Annotated in this window: 15 protein-coding genes and 1 pseudogene; 3 read left to right on the top strand and 13 right to left on the bottom strand. The window is 69.5% G+C overall.

Going from position 1 to position 15,317, the window contains the following annotated elements; genetic code table 11:
• Window positions 1-9: 9 nt before the first annotated feature.
• Window positions 10-440, top strand: a pseudogene (locus tag ACGF3I_RS09095) (transposase); the annotation flags it as partial.
• Between the two features lie 38 nt (window positions 441-478).
• Here ACGF3I_RS09095 and ACGF3I_RS09090 read toward each other — a convergent pair.
• Window positions 479-1,420 (bottom strand): glycosyltransferase family 2 protein, encoded by a 942-nt coding sequence (locus tag ACGF3I_RS09090; RefSeq protein WP_393129973.1) that lies wholly within the window; start codon window positions 1,418-1,420, stop codon window positions 479-481.
• Window positions 1,421-1,769: 349 nt separating this feature from the next.
• Here ACGF3I_RS09090 and ACGF3I_RS09085 point away from each other — a divergent pair, with 349 nt between their 5' ends.
• Window positions 1,770-2,342 (top strand): EF-hand domain-containing protein, encoded by a 573-nt coding sequence (locus ACGF3I_RS09085; protein ID WP_393129972.1) that lies wholly within the window; start codon window positions 1,770-1,772, stop codon window positions 2,340-2,342.
• Between the two features lie 235 nt (window positions 2,343-2,577).
• On the opposite strand, the gene ACGF3I_RS09080 is transcribed toward ACGF3I_RS09085, so the two are convergent.
• From ACGF3I_RS09080 to ACGF3I_RS09025, 12 genes are all read right to left on the bottom strand, one after another.
• Window positions 2,578-3,615, bottom strand: a complete 1,038-nt coding sequence (locus tag ACGF3I_RS09080) for a hypothetical protein (protein WP_393129971.1) — start codon at window positions 3,613-3,615, stop codon at window positions 2,578-2,580.
• A 180-nt stretch (window positions 3,616-3,795) separates the two neighbouring features.
• Window positions 3,796-4,383, bottom strand: coding sequence for a hypothetical protein (locus ACGF3I_RS09075; RefSeq protein ID WP_393129970.1), 588 nt, complete (start codon window positions 4,381-4,383; stop codon window positions 3,796-3,798).
• 505 nt (window positions 4,384-4,888) lie between these two features.
• The gene (locus tag ACGF3I_RS09070; RefSeq protein ID WP_393129969.1) at window positions 4,889-5,293 is read right to left on the bottom strand and encodes a hypothetical protein; all 405 of its coding nucleotides are present in this window, start codon (window positions 5,291-5,293) and stop codon (window positions 4,889-4,891) included.
• Window positions 5,294-5,468: 175 nt separating this feature from the next.
• Window positions 5,469-6,020 (bottom strand): hypothetical protein, encoded by a 552-nt coding sequence (locus ACGF3I_RS09065; protein WP_393129968.1) that lies wholly within the window; start codon window positions 6,018-6,020, stop codon window positions 5,469-5,471.
• A gap of 15 nt (window positions 6,021-6,035) precedes the next feature.
• A complete protein-coding gene (locus ACGF3I_RS09060) occupies window positions 6,036-7,550 on the bottom strand; it encodes an ATP-binding protein (RefSeq protein ID WP_393129967.1) in 1,515 nt (504 codons plus the stop codon).
• Between the two features lie 28 nt (window positions 7,551-7,578).
• Complete coding sequence (locus ACGF3I_RS09055; RefSeq protein WP_393129966.1) at window positions 7,579-8,037, bottom strand: DUF6238 family protein; 459 nt, start codon at window positions 8,035-8,037, stop codon at window positions 7,579-7,581.
• A 41-nt stretch (window positions 8,038-8,078) separates the two neighbouring features.
• A complete protein-coding gene (locus ACGF3I_RS09050; RefSeq protein ID WP_393129965.1) occupies window positions 8,079-8,663 on the bottom strand; it encodes a hypothetical protein in 585 nt (194 codons plus the stop codon).
• Complete coding sequence (locus tag ACGF3I_RS09045; RefSeq protein WP_393129964.1) at window positions 8,660-10,132, bottom strand: SCO6880 family protein; 1,473 nt, start codon at window positions 10,130-10,132, stop codon at window positions 8,660-8,662. Before ACGF3I_RS09045 ends, ACGF3I_RS09050 begins: the two co-directional genes overlap by 4 nt.
• An 82-nt stretch (window positions 10,133-10,214) precedes the next feature.
• Window positions 10,215-11,573, bottom strand: coding sequence for an ATP-binding protein (locus ACGF3I_RS09040; protein ID WP_393129963.1), 1,359 nt, complete (start codon window positions 11,571-11,573; stop codon window positions 10,215-10,217).
• A gap of 35 nt (window positions 11,574-11,608) precedes the next feature.
• Entirely contained in the window at window positions 11,609-12,301 is a 693-nt protein-coding gene (locus ACGF3I_RS09035) for a hypothetical protein (protein ID WP_393130207.1), read from the bottom strand.
• Window positions 12,298-12,612, bottom strand: a complete 315-nt coding sequence (locus ACGF3I_RS09030; RefSeq protein WP_393129962.1) for a DUF6112 family protein — start codon at window positions 12,610-12,612, stop codon at window positions 12,298-12,300. Before ACGF3I_RS09030 ends, ACGF3I_RS09035 begins: the two co-directional genes overlap by 4 nt.
• A 140-nt stretch (window positions 12,613-12,752) precedes the next feature.
• The gene (locus ACGF3I_RS09025; RefSeq protein ID WP_393129961.1) at window positions 12,753-13,889 is read right to left on the bottom strand and encodes a C40 family peptidase; all 1,137 of its coding nucleotides are present in this window, start codon (window positions 13,887-13,889) and stop codon (window positions 12,753-12,755) included.
• A 504-nt stretch (window positions 13,890-14,393) separates the two neighbouring features.
• Between ACGF3I_RS09025 and ACGF3I_RS09020 the strand changes: the two genes are divergently transcribed.
• Window positions 14,394-15,149, top strand: coding sequence for a DNA-methyltransferase (locus ACGF3I_RS09020; protein WP_393129960.1), 756 nt, complete (start codon window positions 14,394-14,396; stop codon window positions 15,147-15,149).
• The last annotated feature ends 168 nt before the right edge of the window (window positions 15,150-15,317 follow it).

The raw sequence follows: 15,317 nt of genomic DNA, 5'->3' as shown, positions 1-15,317 counted from the left end.
AATGATCTTGTGGTGAGTCGTGGTGACCTGACGGACGTGGCCCGGGAACGCATAGCGACCCTGCTGCCAGGTGTTGATGGTCGTAGGCGGCTGCGGCGTGATCATTGGCAGGTAATCAACGGGGTGTTATGGCATAGCGGACGGGTGCTCCGTGGCGCGAACTGCCGGAACGCTATGGGCCGTAATAGGCGGCCTACGAGCGGTTCGCCCGCTGGGAGGCGGACGGAACCTGGGCCCGTCTGCTAGAACAGGCCAAGATCTGGGACGGCTCCGTCGGGACGGCGGAGTGGACCATGTCGGTCGACTTCACGATCAGCCGGGCCCAACAGCACGCCGCCGGCGCCCGTGAAGGGACGCGGAGGCGGGGGACGAGCTGGAGGATCTGGCCCGCGCGGGCGGCTCGCCAGGCGCTGGGGCGCTCGTGCGGCGGACTGACCACCGATAACTGGCCGGTACAGAATGTTACCCCTGCTCATGATCACGCGGAAATGCTCGATCGGTGCTCATGATCACGCGCAAGTGCTTGCGAAACTGTGGAACCTACACGGAGGGAACTTCTCAGGGCGGTGCGCAGTGCCTGGCCGTGCCGGAAGGCGAACTCACGGGAAGGCCCCTCCAGATCGAGGAACGCCGTGCCGCCAGCGGTCATCTGGGCGGGGTGCTGTCGGTAGTAGTAGACGACGTGCGGCAGCAGCTCGCCTGCTGCGAGGTTGGTGACACCGTTGACCATGACGAAGTCCTCGCCCTGGGGCAGCCCTCCGTGCCCGCCGACAGCAACGACCAATTCGGTGCGGGCCAGGAGCATGGTCTGGCCGAGCGGGATCTGGGCTTCGGGACTGGTCCAGTACCCGGTCACGTCACCGGCCTGGTGCACGCCGGGTGGCGTCGGGCAGTGCCAGACCGTGGTGGAGCCGTCGGGATGCAGGTCGGCGCTCCAGCCCGCGACCCAACCCAGACCGGTCTCGGTGATCCTCTGGTGCCGCACGGCGAGGCTGTCATCCGGCACGAGATCGTCGTCGTCCATGTAACACACCAGGGGGGTGCGGACGGTGCGCAGGCCCAGATTGCGGGCGGCGGCAGCGCCGACCGGGCGGGGCAGTTCGACCACGCGGATGCGGGCATCGGCGGCCAGCGGTTCGGGCAGGAGCGCGCGATCGGCTCCGTCGAGGACGAGGACGGCCTCCCACGGAACGGTCTGCCGCATCAGGCTGGCGTGCAGTTCGGTCAGGTAGCCCAGGCGTTCGGTCCGCAGACGGGTGGCGATGACGACCGTGATGTCGGGGCGGGAGTGCGAGGACAGGATGTTCTCCAGAGACGAAGGGGGGGCGGGGTCAGCGGTGAGTGCCGGCCCTGGCAGCCGCGGAGGCTGATGCCGGTGAGGCCGGGCCGGACCGGTGCGCGGCAGACGGGTGGTGGGCACCGCCCGGTTGGACGCCCATAGAGCGCGGTTGTTGCTGAACCGGGCGTGCGGGGCGGTGCCCAGGGCACGACGCGCCCGCTGGGTTTTGACGTAGAGGGATAACTTCGATGCGCAGGTGGGGGTGGAGTTCGTAGCCCCAGTCCAGGCTGCTGGTGGTGTCGGTGACACGGACGGGCGGGTTATCCGGAGCGCGCGTCTCGTCGTACTGCCGTCCTGGCTGTGTCCGTGGGGGACGGCTCGGCGGTGGTACCGGTCCAACGTTTCCTTACGATCGTCCGATCGTTGCCCAGGTGCGGACATGGTTCGCCGCGTCTGCACTTGGTGTTCGTCCACGTGGGAGGAGTCAACGATGGCCGCGCAGGACTTTCTGACGGCGAAGATCGAGCAGGGATTTGATCAGCTCGACGTCAACGGCAATGGCGTGCTCACCGAGAACGACCATCTGGAGATGGGGCGCCGGGTGGCGTCCTCCCTCGGTCACGCCGAGGACTCCCCGCAGGCGGAGCGCATCGTCGATGCCTACGCAACCATCTGGCGAGAAGTGCATCTGCCGTTCGTCCCGGCGGGTACCGAGGGGATTTCCAAGGCGCAGTTCGTCACGTCGACGCGTGCGCTGGCCGGGGACCCGGAAGCCGCCAAGGCGACCCTTGGAAGGCTCGCCGAAACCTACTTGGAGATCGCCGACCTCGATCAGGACGGCCGGATCAGCCCCGGTGAGTTCCTTGCGTTCCAGCGCGGGCACTTTCCGGGCCTGACCGAGGCGATGGCGGCCGAGGCGTTCAGCCACCTCGACACCGACGGCGACGGCACACTGTCACCCGTGGAATTCACCGACGCGGTCATCGAGTTCTGGTCCAGCTCGAACCCCGATGCCACCGGGAACTGGTGGATGGGGCGCCCCGCCGTCGTTAAGGAAGATTGAGGCCGACCGGTCTCGGTGGCAGCGCCCGGACCGCCAGGATTTCGATCAGCTCCTTTTAGGGCGACCGGCGCCGGTGTGTCCCTCGCCGCGTTCGCGGTGGCCACCCGCCAACTGGCGACAGGATCACCGCTGTACGACAAACAGCGCCCCGCTCTATGCCTCATGGCGCCGAGGGAGGCCCGGGGGCTCTGGGCTGCCAGGACGCCCTCAAGTGAGGCGCAGAGGAAGGGGACCGCTAAATGCGGGGCAGGGAAGCGGAATTCACCGGCGGGCCCGAGGCGTCCGTGCGGGCGCAGGTGTAGCCCACGAGTGTGGAGGGGCCGGCCTTCGCGGGGACGGTGGCGGCGTCGTTGCAGACGAACTCGTACCGGATGCTCGTGCGCGGGATGTCGTGCAGCCAGGCCCGGTCGTCCTTGCCGGGATTGAGTTGCAGCCCGTGGTGGGTGACCGCGTCGGTCTGGGTGTGGGTGTGGGAGAACAAGACCAGCGCACCGCCGTCGGCGGTCTTGAGCGCGTAGGCGTCACCGTAGCGGTTGGCGGCGCTGGCGAACGTGCTGGTGCCCTTGTTGCCGTACTGGGTGACCGTCTCGTCATGGACCTTGATCTGCTGGCTGCTCGCCTTGCTCTCGGTGAAGATCTTCTTCCCGGAGTTCTGGCCCCCGGTGGCGAAGTTGTCCAGGACGCCATTGCGGAGCAGGTTGGCCCCCGCGGCCAGGTCCTTGTTGCCGTTGGCCGCCACTGCGGTGGCGTACCCGTCGGCGTCCAAGGCAACCTTGGGCAGGTCCGTGCCGTACAGATCAGCGGCGGAGACCAGCTCCCACCGCTTGTGCTGGGGCTGCTCGGCGAAGACGGCGAGTCGGCTCGGGGCCTTGCCCTTGGTGCCGGAGAGCGCGGCGGCGAACCAGCGCGGATGACCGTCCGCGATCCGCGGGATGTAGAGCTGGGCGCTCTGCGTGTCGTACGCCCACGGCTCGTACGCCGAGCGCTCGGAGGCGGTCAGGCCCTCGGACTCCTTGAATTCGGAGACCGACATGGCATACATCGGGCCGTCCTCGACCGTGTCGAGCAGACTGCGGTCATTGCCGGCGTTGGCCCTGTTGTTGACCGCCGAGTACCGGTCGATCTCGGCGAGGGCCTGCTGCTTGGTCAGGGCTGGCGGTGGCGGCTCCTGCTGCCTGCGGGCACTGGCGGACGGGGCGGGGTCCTTGGCTGTGGGGCTGCCGCTGGTGCAGGCGCTCGCGACCAGGGCCACACATGCAGTGGCGATGGCCAAGGGAAGGCGGCGGATGGGGTGCTCCTCAAGAAGGGGATGGTTGGTGATCCGCCTCTAGAGTCCGGAGAATCCCCGGTTTCGCTAACCGGGGATTGTCCGCTATGTTGCCGCCTTTGCCCGCGAGGTCACACGGGTGCGACGCTGCCCTCCAGCTGGGGCGCTGTGGAGCATCTGTGCAGGTCAGCGCAGGCTTCTGGCGACGGTCGGTGACGCCGGAGCGAGCACCGGCAGCGTGGCAGGCAGCCGGTTCGTGTGAGGGGGCGGTGGTGCATGCCGTGTGCCGGACGCAGCCGCGACGAGCAGGTCGGCGTCCCGGTGCAGGTTGCTGGCCGCGTCCATCAGGTGGCGGCGGGCACTGAACAGCCGGTCATCGATGGCCTGTACCCGTTCGCGCGTGCGTGGCCCTTGGCTGCTGTCATGGAGGCGGCCGATCTCGACGACGGCTTCGCCCAGCTTGGCAAGCGCTCGGCCCAGAGGATCGGCGGCCCGCGTCATCAGGGCGACCTTGCGGTGGGCAAGGGAATCAGCCCCGTCGGGATGCTGTTTCGCCGCCCGGTTGTGGACGGCGGCTTCATGGGCGAGCGAGACGAAGAGGCCCGCGACGAGACGGGTTTGGTCCTCGACTTCCTCACCGATGCCCGCGAGCGAGAGAGTGGGCTGCGGGGTCGGCAGGTCATCGGCGGCATGGCGGATGCGCTCGGCCAGCGTGTGCAGGTGCGCCGCCTGATCCAGACCGGAGAGCGGGCCGGGCGGCTCTGGCGCTGTCACCGGATGCGACCGGGCTTGGGTGGCACCGCCCTCGGCAGCCCGATGCTGGAGCCCGCGACGCGCGCCCCGGCGGCCTGTCGGGCAGAGGGGCGGGGAGTCAGGGAGCGCATGCGGTCGACAGCGACGTGCAGGTCTTCACCGAGCCCGCGCAAGGTAGACGCGGCGTCCTCCAGGTCGTAATGGAGGTCGAACCCGTCGTCCTGGTCGGACTCCTTGGCCTTCTCGGCTGCCGCTTCGAAGAACTCGGAGAGCCGCTCCAGCAGGCCGTCGGTCGGTTCTAGGACCTGCTCGGTCAGGGCAGCAGCCTCCTCGAAGGACGTTGCTGCGTTGAGCCGGTCGGTGAGCGCGAGGACCTGACGGCCGTAGACATAACGGCCGCCTGGATCCGTGGGGGTAGCGACGCCGGCGGTGGGGATTGCGGGTATGGCAGAAGGTGTGGACAGGTTGGATCTCCTAACACAAAGGCACTGACGACCGCCCTAACGGTGGTGGGTGACGGGCAGGGCTACCGCCTGCGCGTCGGCGTCGCGACGACCGCATCCGGAAGAATCGGCGCAACGGTGGGACGGCGTGCCGGGGCCGGCGTGGCGTCGTCGGCCGCCACAACCTGCCGATAGGCGTGGATGAGGGTCTTGAGGTTTCCGACGGCGTCGGCGCGGCGCGCGGCCAGGATGTCGATCTGCGTGGCGCTGTTTTGCAGGACGCCGAGCGAATTGATCGTCGTCTTCCCGTTGGCGGCGCGCGTCAGGTTGGAGGCCGCGACCCGGGCAGCGTCGGCGAACTGCGCGTCCAGGTCGTCAAGGTGGCGCGCGGCTATAAACACGAGCTGGGCGACGACGTCAGCAGGGCTGTCTGGAGTGTGGAGCCGTTCGAGATGTCGAGGCGAGGCGCCGAGCGCCGCGTTCACCATCCGGGAGCCGATGGCTGAAGGGGGTTGAGTACTGGAGCTGGAGGGGGATGCCATCAGGGTGGTGGATCCAAAGGGTTGAGGAAGCGTCGGGATGAGCAGGGCCACAGCCCGCGCTGCCGGGCGGGATGTCGGTTGGTGAGGGCCTGTGCTCTGCCTGCGGCCGGGGTGGTGATCCCTACCGGTGGCGTGTGCTTGGCTGGGACGGCGGCGGCGCCGCCGCCGAGAAGAACCGCTGGAATTCGAGGTGGTCTTTGAGTTCCTTGGCCGCGCCGCGAAGCGAGTCCGACGCGCGGCGCAAATAGGCTCGGGCCGTAGCGTGGTCAATGACCATGCGGTTCTCCCGGAACTGGCGGTCGGCGGGGCCGGAGGGCCGGGGAAGGGAAAGGGCTCCCTTTGCGGTTTCGGCGAGGTGCGGCGCGGCCTGGCTCGACATGGTGGCCGCCGTAGCGAGATGGGCGAGAACCACGTTGCCGGCACGGTTCGCGCTGTGGGTGCTCCGGGCGAAGCCGACGGTCAGTTGAACGACGTCGCGGGAGAGTGCCTGGGCGCCGACGGCGTGCTGGAGCAGTTCCGCATAGGACGGCGCGGCCGGCACCCGGCCGGTCTCATCCAGCAGCTCGAACTGTGCGGCAGCGACCAGTAGTTTGGCTTTCAGGCTATCGAGCGCGTCGATGAGGTGGAGGGTGGTATTGCGGGGTATTAGCTCGCGCTGAACATCTAAAGTCATTGACCGCCGGACCTTTCAATGCATTCGCGCATCCGTATCGAATAGCGCCAATTCGTGTGGATGTAGCTGGTGTTGGACGATGAAGGATCTTCCTGCGACCTTCCAAAGACCGCGTCCGCGGTTGAGGTGGGAGATGGCGTCGCTCTCCACCGAGGTGAGGCCCAGCAGGGCTGCTGCGGCGTGCAGTTGGTCGGTTTCCTGGCGGTAGATGATGCGGGTGGAACAGTCAGCGAGCAGGCCCTCGGCCAGAGCACGCCCGCGGGATCCTGCGTCTCCGGCGGTGAGCAGGTCGGACAACCGGTGGATGACCATCAGGTTGGCGATGCCCAGGCCGCGGGACAGTTTCCACTGGGACTGCATGCGCTGGAGCAGGCCGGGGTGGCGCATCAGGCGCCAGGCTTCGTCGTAGACGATCCAACGCCTCCCGCCGTTGGGGTCGGAGAGTGCGGACTCCATCCAGGCGGAGGCGCAGGTCATGGCTAGGACGAGGGCAGTGTCGTCGCCGGAGCCGCCCAGGCGGGACAGGTCGATGGTGAGCATCGGGCTGTTGGGGTCGAACATCACGGTCGAGGGCGCATCGAACATGCCGGCCAGGTCGCCGTGGACGAGCCTTCGCATGGCGTGGGCCAGGTCGCGGGAGGCGTCGCCGAGGCGGCCGGACATCAGGCCGCCGGCGGTGTCGAGGTCGTCGGGGTTGTTGAGCATGGTGGCGATGTCGCCGAGCAGCGGGGTACGGCCAGTGGTGGCGGCGCGGGTGACGACGGCGTCCAGAGCGACGTCGAGTCCGGTGTGTTCCATGGGCAGCAGGTCCCGACCCAGGACGGTGCGCGCCAGGGAGCCGAGGAGCAGCAGCCGCCGTTTGCGGATCTCGTTCGCCCAGTCCGTTGCGGAGACCGACGGCGGGCGCGGGGCTGCGTCGAGGGGGTTGAGCTTGCCGGGCAGACCGGGACCGAGCGCGATGGAGGTGCCGCCGAGGGCTGCGGCCACCGGAGTCCATTCGCCCTTGGGGTCGCACGGGACGTATACCCGGTAGCCGAAGGCCACGGACCGCAGCGCGAAGGACTTCGCCAGGGCGCTCTTGCCCTGGCCGATGACCCCGGCGAGCAGGACGTTGGGATTGGTGAAGCCTTCGATCTTCCCGTACAGCGCGAACGGGTCGAAACAGAAGGACGCTTCGGCGTGCATGTCGCGGCCGATGTAGATGCCCTCGGCGCCGAGCCCGCCTTCGGCGAGGAAGGGGTAGGCGCCCGCGACGGTGGCGGTGGTCATGCGGTGCGCGGGCAGCTTGAGCTTGCTGCCGCGTGCGGAGGCGGGGCCGGGCCGGCCGCCCGGCGGGAATAGGGCGGGCGGCATCTCCTGCTCGCCCTGTTCGGGGCCGGCGGGGTGCAGGGCGGCTTCGGCGTGGGCCTTGGCGGTGGCCTCGGCGAGCTGTTTACGGGCGGCCTTGCGGCTGGCGCGGTCGGTGCCGTTCGGGGTGAACAGGGGGCTGGCAGAGGCGCGTCGGGCGCGGCGGGCGGGCCGGTGGGTCACAGGGGGTGCTCGATTCGGCGGGGCTTGCTCATATGGCGCAGCCGGTGGTGCGGGTGTGGCCGTGGAGCGGGGCGTTGAGGTCGGTGGGGGTGGTCTTGCGGCGGATCGCGTGGCTGGAAGTGAGGTGGCGCTGGCAGATGGTCAGCACCGGTGGCCCTTCCGGCAGCCGCTCGGGCTCACAAGGGGTGCCGCCCGTGCTGTCGGGTGCGGTGGGCAGGAGGTGGAAGGCGTCGTGGACGGCGGCGGTGGCCTGCCAGAGCCGAAGGTGCGCGGTGCCCAGGTGGCGGCCCGCAGTGGGATGCGCGGGGCGGCTCGCCTCGCCAATCTGGTCGATGAGGTGGTGCAGGGCGGTCAGGTGGGCGTGCAGCACATCGAGGTGGACGCGGTCGGCGGCGACGGCGGAGGTGGCTCGGGTGTGGTGGCGCAGTCTTGCGGAGGCGGCGCGCAGGTAGGGGTGCGCGTCAGCGGCGTACGGAGTCGAGGTCAACGAGAAGATCCTTCCTGCCGGCGGGCAGGGCTGAGAAGAGGTCACCGGGTGCGCCCGGGGCCCAGGGCCGGTGGGCCGGGCGGTAGCGAAGTGTGGTTTGGGGTGCGTGCGGAGCTGACCGGGGCTTGCTGGGCACGCAGGTCGATGTACGAGCCGGGGGCGCGCATGCCGGGGTGGCTCTCGGCGGGCAGGTAGGTGCCGGAGCCGTCGGTGGCGCCGACGATGTCGTATTCCTCCAGCCAACGACGGTGACCGGGCAGTTGAAGCAGAGCGCGATGAGCGTCATCGAGGTCGGTGCCGTTGACGACGAACAGCGTGGACCGCGCGCCCTCCTGGTGGCCGGGGCTGCGCAGTGCGATGGTGAAGGTGCGGGAGTGCCGCGGGGTTAGCACGAGCTCCAGCTGCGTCACCAGAGAGTTCAGGGCATCGGCGGCTTCGACCGCAGTCTCGTAGCGCACGTCCTCGTAGGCGGCGTACTCGTCTTCGAGCACTGCACCGTCGGCGTCGCGGTGGACGTCGAGGCGCTGCTGGTGGCGTCGTTGCATCTCCTTGACGGACGCGAGCAGCGTGACCAGATCGTCGTACCCCGCCGAGGTGAGCGTTTCCGGAGCGGGCCGGGCCGTCACAGGGCGGTCCTGGCAAGGGGGAGGGCGGCGAGCGTGAAGGCGTCGGGCTGCTGGTAGTAGAGACGGCGCAGGTCGACTTGGGCGGTGACGGCGGCGGTCTCGATCTGCGCGCACGCGGCATCCAGTGCCGCGTCGGTTCCGGCGGAGACGGTGAGCAGGCCGGTCAGGGCGACGTCGGCGTGGCCGGCGATGAGCTGGCGTTCGCGGGCTTTGACGTCGGCGTACTCGACGCTATCGGCTTCGCTGTCGACCTGCCCGCGGCGGGTGCGCTCGGCGGCATCCGAGATGATCGCCGCTTTCTTGCGCTGGACGTCGCGCATCGCCGATTCCAGTCCCTGGGGCACGTAAATGAGTGACAGGCTGCGCCGGACGCCGGCGGTGAACATCAGCCCGTGCAGGAATCCGGCGCCGGTCTCCGTGCGCGGCCAGTCCTCGACCCAGTACGTGGCGTGCCGGGCGGAGTCGGTGGCGAGGCGGTCGTACTCCTCGACCTGGACGACCGGTCCGGCAGCTGCGGGGTCGGCTTCGGCGCGCCCGCTCGGGGACCACTGCTGCAAGTTGGAGAGCGCCCCCGGGTCATACGCCGTGCGGATCACGGCCGCGATCTCCCGCGCGCTCAGCCAGCCGGTCACCATCAGTCCCGCGCTGCGGGCGGCCTGGGCGATGGCGCTGGTGGTCTGCTCCATCACCGTGAATGCACCAGGGAGCCCGCCGCCCGCCTGACTGATCAACCGCTTGGCGGCCTTGAGGTCGAGGGAGATGGCCAGATACGCCTCGTGCGGTGCTGCGGCCGGGCCTGCGGAGGAGACCAGCTCGGAGTACACCTGCCCGGCGACCGGGGTGTTGGGGTAGCCGTGCTGTGTCCAGTGGCGGGCGAGGGTGTCGCCGCTGTCGGGCACGGTGCGCTCCAGCACCTGTACGGAGGCGACGTGGCCGGTCCGCGCGATGCCCGCGAGCGCTCGTCCCCACCCTGTGACGTTGTGGTTCTGGGTGGCGGGGTCGAGCAGGGCGAAGGCACGGCTGGAGACGCGGGCGACGGCGGTCAAGGTCTGGTGGTGCGGGTCGTGGACGGCGGCGGCGCCGTTGGCCGAGTCCGAGGGCGTGACGACGCGTAGGGAGGCGGCGGTGCCCGGCAGGTGGAGGGTGCCGTCGTGGCGAGGGCGGGTGACTGGGCGGGTGAGCCACAGGGTCTGCCCGCTGCGGCGGCGTCGGGTGAAGCGGACGACGATCGGCGCCCAGTCGATCAGTGACTTTCCGTCTCGGCGGATGGCGACCAGGGCGGTGACTGCGGCCCACAGCGGGGCGAGCACGATCGCGCTGAGCAGCCCGGTGCTGACGACGGTGACCAGCAGCAGAGCCAACCCCGCTGACACCAGGATGAGTTGGGGAGGGGTGAGGCCGAGCAGGATGCCGCGCTTCGACCGGTGGGGAAATTTGACCGTGAGGGGAGTAATCGAGAGTTCAGACAAGGGCCGTTCCGGTGGTGCGCGGGCGGGGCCGGAGCGGCACACACGAGAGGGGTGCGTGCCGCTCCGGCGTGAGCGGGTCGGGTCAGATGCCAGCGGGCCGAGGCGGTGGCGCTCCGGCTCCTGCGCCCGGGGAGGATGCGGAGTTGGGAGCCGGGGGCGCACCCTGCGGCGGGGGCATGGTGGAGCCTGCCGGGTTCGACATGAAGCCGCCGGACGGGGATCCTGAGCCGGGTCCGCCCTGGCCGGGTCCGCCGCCGAACTGGCCGCTGGTGTCATCGGTGGCGCGCGTGGGCGGAGGCTGGACGGTCTTCTCCAGACCGTCCTTCATGCCTTGGCCGCCCGAGCCGCCGCTCTCTTGGCCGCTGCCGCCAGTGGGGTTGGAGGCGATGTTGCCGGGGAAGCCGCCGCCGGGCACCGCGTCGGGTCCCTGCGGGGCGGCGCCCGCTCCGGCTGCCGCGCTGCCGGTTCCGGCGGTGGCTGCCATCGCGGCGGCCTTGCGGCCCGCGCGTTCGGTGTGCTGCCGCGCGAGCTGGGCGCCGGCACCACCCGCGCGGTGGATCGTTTCGCCGTCCGAGCCCTCTGCGGCCCAGTGCACGAACTTGAACGTGGCGTACGGGCACAACAGGACCAGCACCATGATGACGATGCCGGACATGACGTCGGCGAGGGCATCCAGGCCGTCTGCGGCCTGGGTCTTGCCCATGGCGGAGATGCCGAGCACGAAGATCACGGTCATCAGGAGTTTCGAGACGACCAGGGTCGCGGTGGCTTCGATCCAGCCGCGCCGCCAGCGGCGGGCGGCCTCCCAGCCGCCGCCGGCACCGGCGAACACGGCCAGGGTGACCATGACGAGGATGCCGACCTTGCGGACCATCATCACGCACCAGTAGAGGAACGCTCCGACGGCGGCGCCGACAGCGGCGAAGACGGCGACGAGCCAGCCCATCCCGGCCAGCGCGGGAATCACGCTTACCTTCACGATGCGCCTCACCGCCGATTCGATCGACAGGTGGGAGGCTTTGAACAGGCCGTCGGAGAGGGCGTCGACCACTTCGATGGCGACCGTGGTCAGGGCGATGGCACTGAACGCGAAGATCACGCCGGATGCGGTGCCGGTGAATGCCTGCATCAGGGCCTGGCCGTCGCGTTTCATCGCGGCGCGCACCAGCTGGGCGCAGAAGGTGGCGACGAGGATGATCAGGCCGATCGGCAGCAGCAGCTCGTAGTTGGACCTGAACCAGCCCGCGTTCAGGTCAACGCGGGTGGTGGCGTTGACGGCCTTAGCGGCGAGATCGGCTGCGGCGGAGGCGAGTTCGCCGGCGGACTTGGCCATCCAGTCGCCGATGACCTTGCCCGGGTCGCTGGCGAAGTCGACGGCGCCCTTGGTGGCGCCGGCGATGCCGCACACCTTGTCGGCGAGGGGGAGATCACAGAAACCCACAGGGAGTTGTCCTCCTTTCGTGTGTCAGGCGTGGGTCACTGCGTGACGCTCGGGGCGATGGCGGCCAGGGTGCAGTCGTGGCCGGGGCGGCACTGGACGGCCAGGGTCACGGCGCGGTCCTCGGCCCCTTGGCCGCCCTTGGTCCAGGCGATCTGCTGCTTGCCGTTGACGGTGACGACGTAGATGTACGCCTTGGTGATCGCGGACGGGTCCTCGGTCAGGGCCGCCTTGAAGGCTGACGGGTAATGGCCTTCGGTGACCGTGGCGCTGGCGTGCTGGGCGTTGTCGGCCATGCGCGACCACAGTGTCGGATCCGGGACCTGAGTGGTGACCGACGTCCAGGCGGCGTACGTGACTTCATTGGTCATCCACGCGTTCATGCCGGCGAGCTGCTGGTCGCGGCTGGTGTCGCGGGTGTCGTAGGACCAGAGCATCTGGGCCGCGGCCTTGGCGTAGGCCACCGGCTCGGCGACCTGCGGCGGCTTGGGCACCGACCCCGTTCCCGTGCCCGGCTTCGGTGCCTGCTCGGAGGGCGAGGCGCTGCTCGCCGAGGACGGCGTACCGGCTCCGGCTTCTGGGCCACTGTTGTCGTGGCCGGTGAAGAGCGCGACGGCTGCGGCGAGCGTCAGCAGGACGGTGAGGGTGATCGCGATGATCGCGATGCGGCGGTTGGCCGACCAGCCGACGCCGTAGGAGGACAGGGAGAGAGAGGGGAAACGTTTCATCAGTGGACCTGCGATCCCAGGGCGCTGAAGAACGCGACGATGCCGTTGGCGGCGCCGAGGCCGAGGGCTGCGCCGGCGGAGACGAGTGCGCCCTTCTTGCCATTGGCTTCGGCTTGGTGGCCGCCGGTGTGGTGGCCCCAGGCCCAGACACCGAGTGAGACGGCCAGGGCCCCGACGACGGCGATGATCCCGAACATGTTGATGCTGTTGACCACGTTCTTCAGGACGGAGAGGCCGGGAAGGCCCCCGCCCTGGGGGGAGATGCCGGGGTCGTAGGCGAGCTGGATGAGATGGTCTGACAGAGGCAGGGGCATGGGTGTGGCGGGACTCCTTGCGTGCGCAGGCCGCATCCGGCCCGGCGGAAGGGGGGAAGAGGAGAAGGGGGAGTGGCGCGAACGGCGCCGAGGAGAAGCCGACCCGGCCGCGCGGTGCGGGGACCCGGGCGGTGGGCGGGTCAGATGACGCGGCGGGCGGCGAGAATCGCCCAGTCCCTCAAAGGCGTAATGCGTACCGGTTTGCCGGTTCGGGGTGCCTCGATGACGAGGCCGGCCCCTATGAACATCCCGACGTGTTCGGGTACGGCGGCACTGCCGCGGGCGAAGATCAGATCGCCGGGCTGCAGGTCCTGCGGGGATACGGCTTTGCCCTCGTTGACCTGTGTGTACGTGGTGCGGGTCAACGTGATGCCGGCCTTGGCGTACGCCTGCTGCATCAGGGAGCTGCAGTCGCAGCGGCCCATCGGGTCAGGACCGCGCGCGGCCGTGCAGCTGCCGCCCCACTGGTACATCGTGCCGAGCTGGTGCATCGCCCAGTCGATGGCCGTACGCGCCTTGGGGTCGGCGTCCTTCGGGATCGTGTAGCCCTTGGGCACGCTGCCCTCGGGGATGCGTCCGTAGGAGGATCCGTCCTGAGCCGGTCCGCAGCCGGACGCTGGGGCCTTGGTCTCCTTCGCCGTATCGCCGTCCTTGGCGGGCTGGTCCTTCTCCCCGCCGGGGAACGTGGCGGCGATGGCCTTCTGCAAAGCGGTGGCCAGCGGTTCCCACTGGGCGTACGCGTCCGGGAAGCCCGACTTCTGCACGGCCTGGGCGGCCTGGGTGACGGTCATCTGCTGCCACCCCTTGACCTCCAGCAGCGCCTTGTAGAACCGCTCGCTGGCATAGACCGGGTCGCGGATCTGCTGGGCGGTGCCCCACCCCATGCTGGGACGCTGCTGGAACAGCCCGAGGCTGTCGCGGTCGCCGGAGTCGAGGTTGCGCAGGCGTGATTCCTGCATCGCGGTGGCGAGCGCGACGATCTGCCCGCGCTGGGGCACATCGAGCGAGCGGCCGGTGGCGACGATGGTCCGCGCGTTGGGGACCTGCTCGGCTGGCAGGGACAGGCCCTCGACCTTCACGTCCTTGCCGGACGCACCGTCGAGGATCTTCGTCACCTGCTGGGTGACGGCGTCCGTGTCGACGTCACCTAGGCATCTGCTGAATGAGCTGGTGGTTTCGGCGGCTTCGCTGGAGGCGGCGGCCACCATCATGGCCGTGCCGGCGAGCAGCATGGGGGAGAGGAAGACGACGCCGATGCCGGCGGCTATCGCCTTCAATCCAGCACGCCTCCCGGCGGCGGAGTTTCAGGCCGGGGAGGGGAGAGAGGTGTCACGAGGCGTCCTTGAAGAGTGAAGTCCCGTCCGCGCGGGCGTGCTTGGGGAGGGCCGCTGCGGCCGGAGGCGGGTAGATCCAAGGTCCGGCGCACGCGGCGAGTTGCACCTCGCGATGAGTGCGGCGGTCAGGCTCAGGCGGAGCTGGGCATGGTGGACCTCGGTTCGGGGGGCAGGGGAAAGAACCGTCGGCAATGGCTGCCGGGCTCCAAAACCGTAGCCACAGATCCCCGGTGAGCGGCATAACGCTCCGTCAGGAAACAATTCCGCGGGCATTTCGCCCAACGGCACCGCTCCACCGGGAATCGTGCCCTACGGTTTGGGCTCCTCCCTCGCACACTCCGCATCGCGGACCGCGGGCATCGTCGTGCCCACGTCCTTCCGCCGGGTTTCGTGTACGAGCCGGAGCAATTCAGCCCACTATCACCCGAGCCGATTTGGGGTATCTCTTTGTCTTTTTCCCTGCACCAGGGCGACGCGCTGAGCGTCCTTGCGACACTGCCGGACCAGTGCGTGGACTCCGTCATCACCGACCCGCCGTACAACTCCGGCGGGCGGACGGCCAAGGAGCGCACCAGCCGCAGCGCGAAGCAGAAGTACACCTCGGCTGACGCGCAGCACACACTGCCGGACTTCACTGGCGAGAACATGGACCAGCGCTCCTACGGCTTCTGGCTCACCCAGATCATGACCGAGGCGCACCGGCTGACGAAGCCGGGCGGCACCGCGGCGCTGTTCACCGACTGGCGCCAGATGCCGACGACGACGGACGCGTTGCAGGCGGCCGGCTGGCTGTGGCGCGGCGTCCTGGCGTGGCACAAGCCGCAGGCCCGGCCGCAGAAGGGCCGGTTCACCCAGAACTGCGAATTCATCATCTGGGGCTCCAAGGGGGCCATCGACGGCTCCCGCAACCCGGTCTACCTGCCCGGCCTGTACTCCGCCTCCCAGCCCAGCGGCAAGAACCGCCAGCACATCACCCAGAAGCCGGTGGAGGTGATGCGGGAGCTGGTCAAGATCTGTCCCGAGGCCGGCACCGTCCTCGACTTCACCGCCGGATCGGGATCCACCGGGGTCGCGGCCCTGCTGGAAGGCCGCTCGTTCATCGGGGTGGAGAAGACCCGTGAATACGCCGAGATCGCCGCCGACCGGCTGACCCAGACCGTGCAACAGAACCTGTCCCAGAACGACTTCGACCTGTCCGCCTAGGGCTTGCCCGGCACCCGGCACCCGGCACGGGCGATAGCGGAGTGCTGAACCTCTCTGGCCCCGTGCCGCGCGATGCGTTGTAGCACCGGATCCCCGGTGCGTGAAACCGGGGATTCTCCGGATCGTGGGGCCGTCATTCACACACCAACGGCTGCGGCTTCAAGGAGA

Origin of the sequence: Streptomyces sp. NPDC048111, assembly GCF_043202815.1 — a bacterium.
GTDB lineage: Bacteria > Actinomycetota > Actinomycetes > Streptomycetales > Streptomycetaceae > Streptomyces.
The sequence above is the reverse complement of the archived record's forward strand: the minus strand, read 5'-3'. Positions and strand labels throughout refer to the sequence as shown.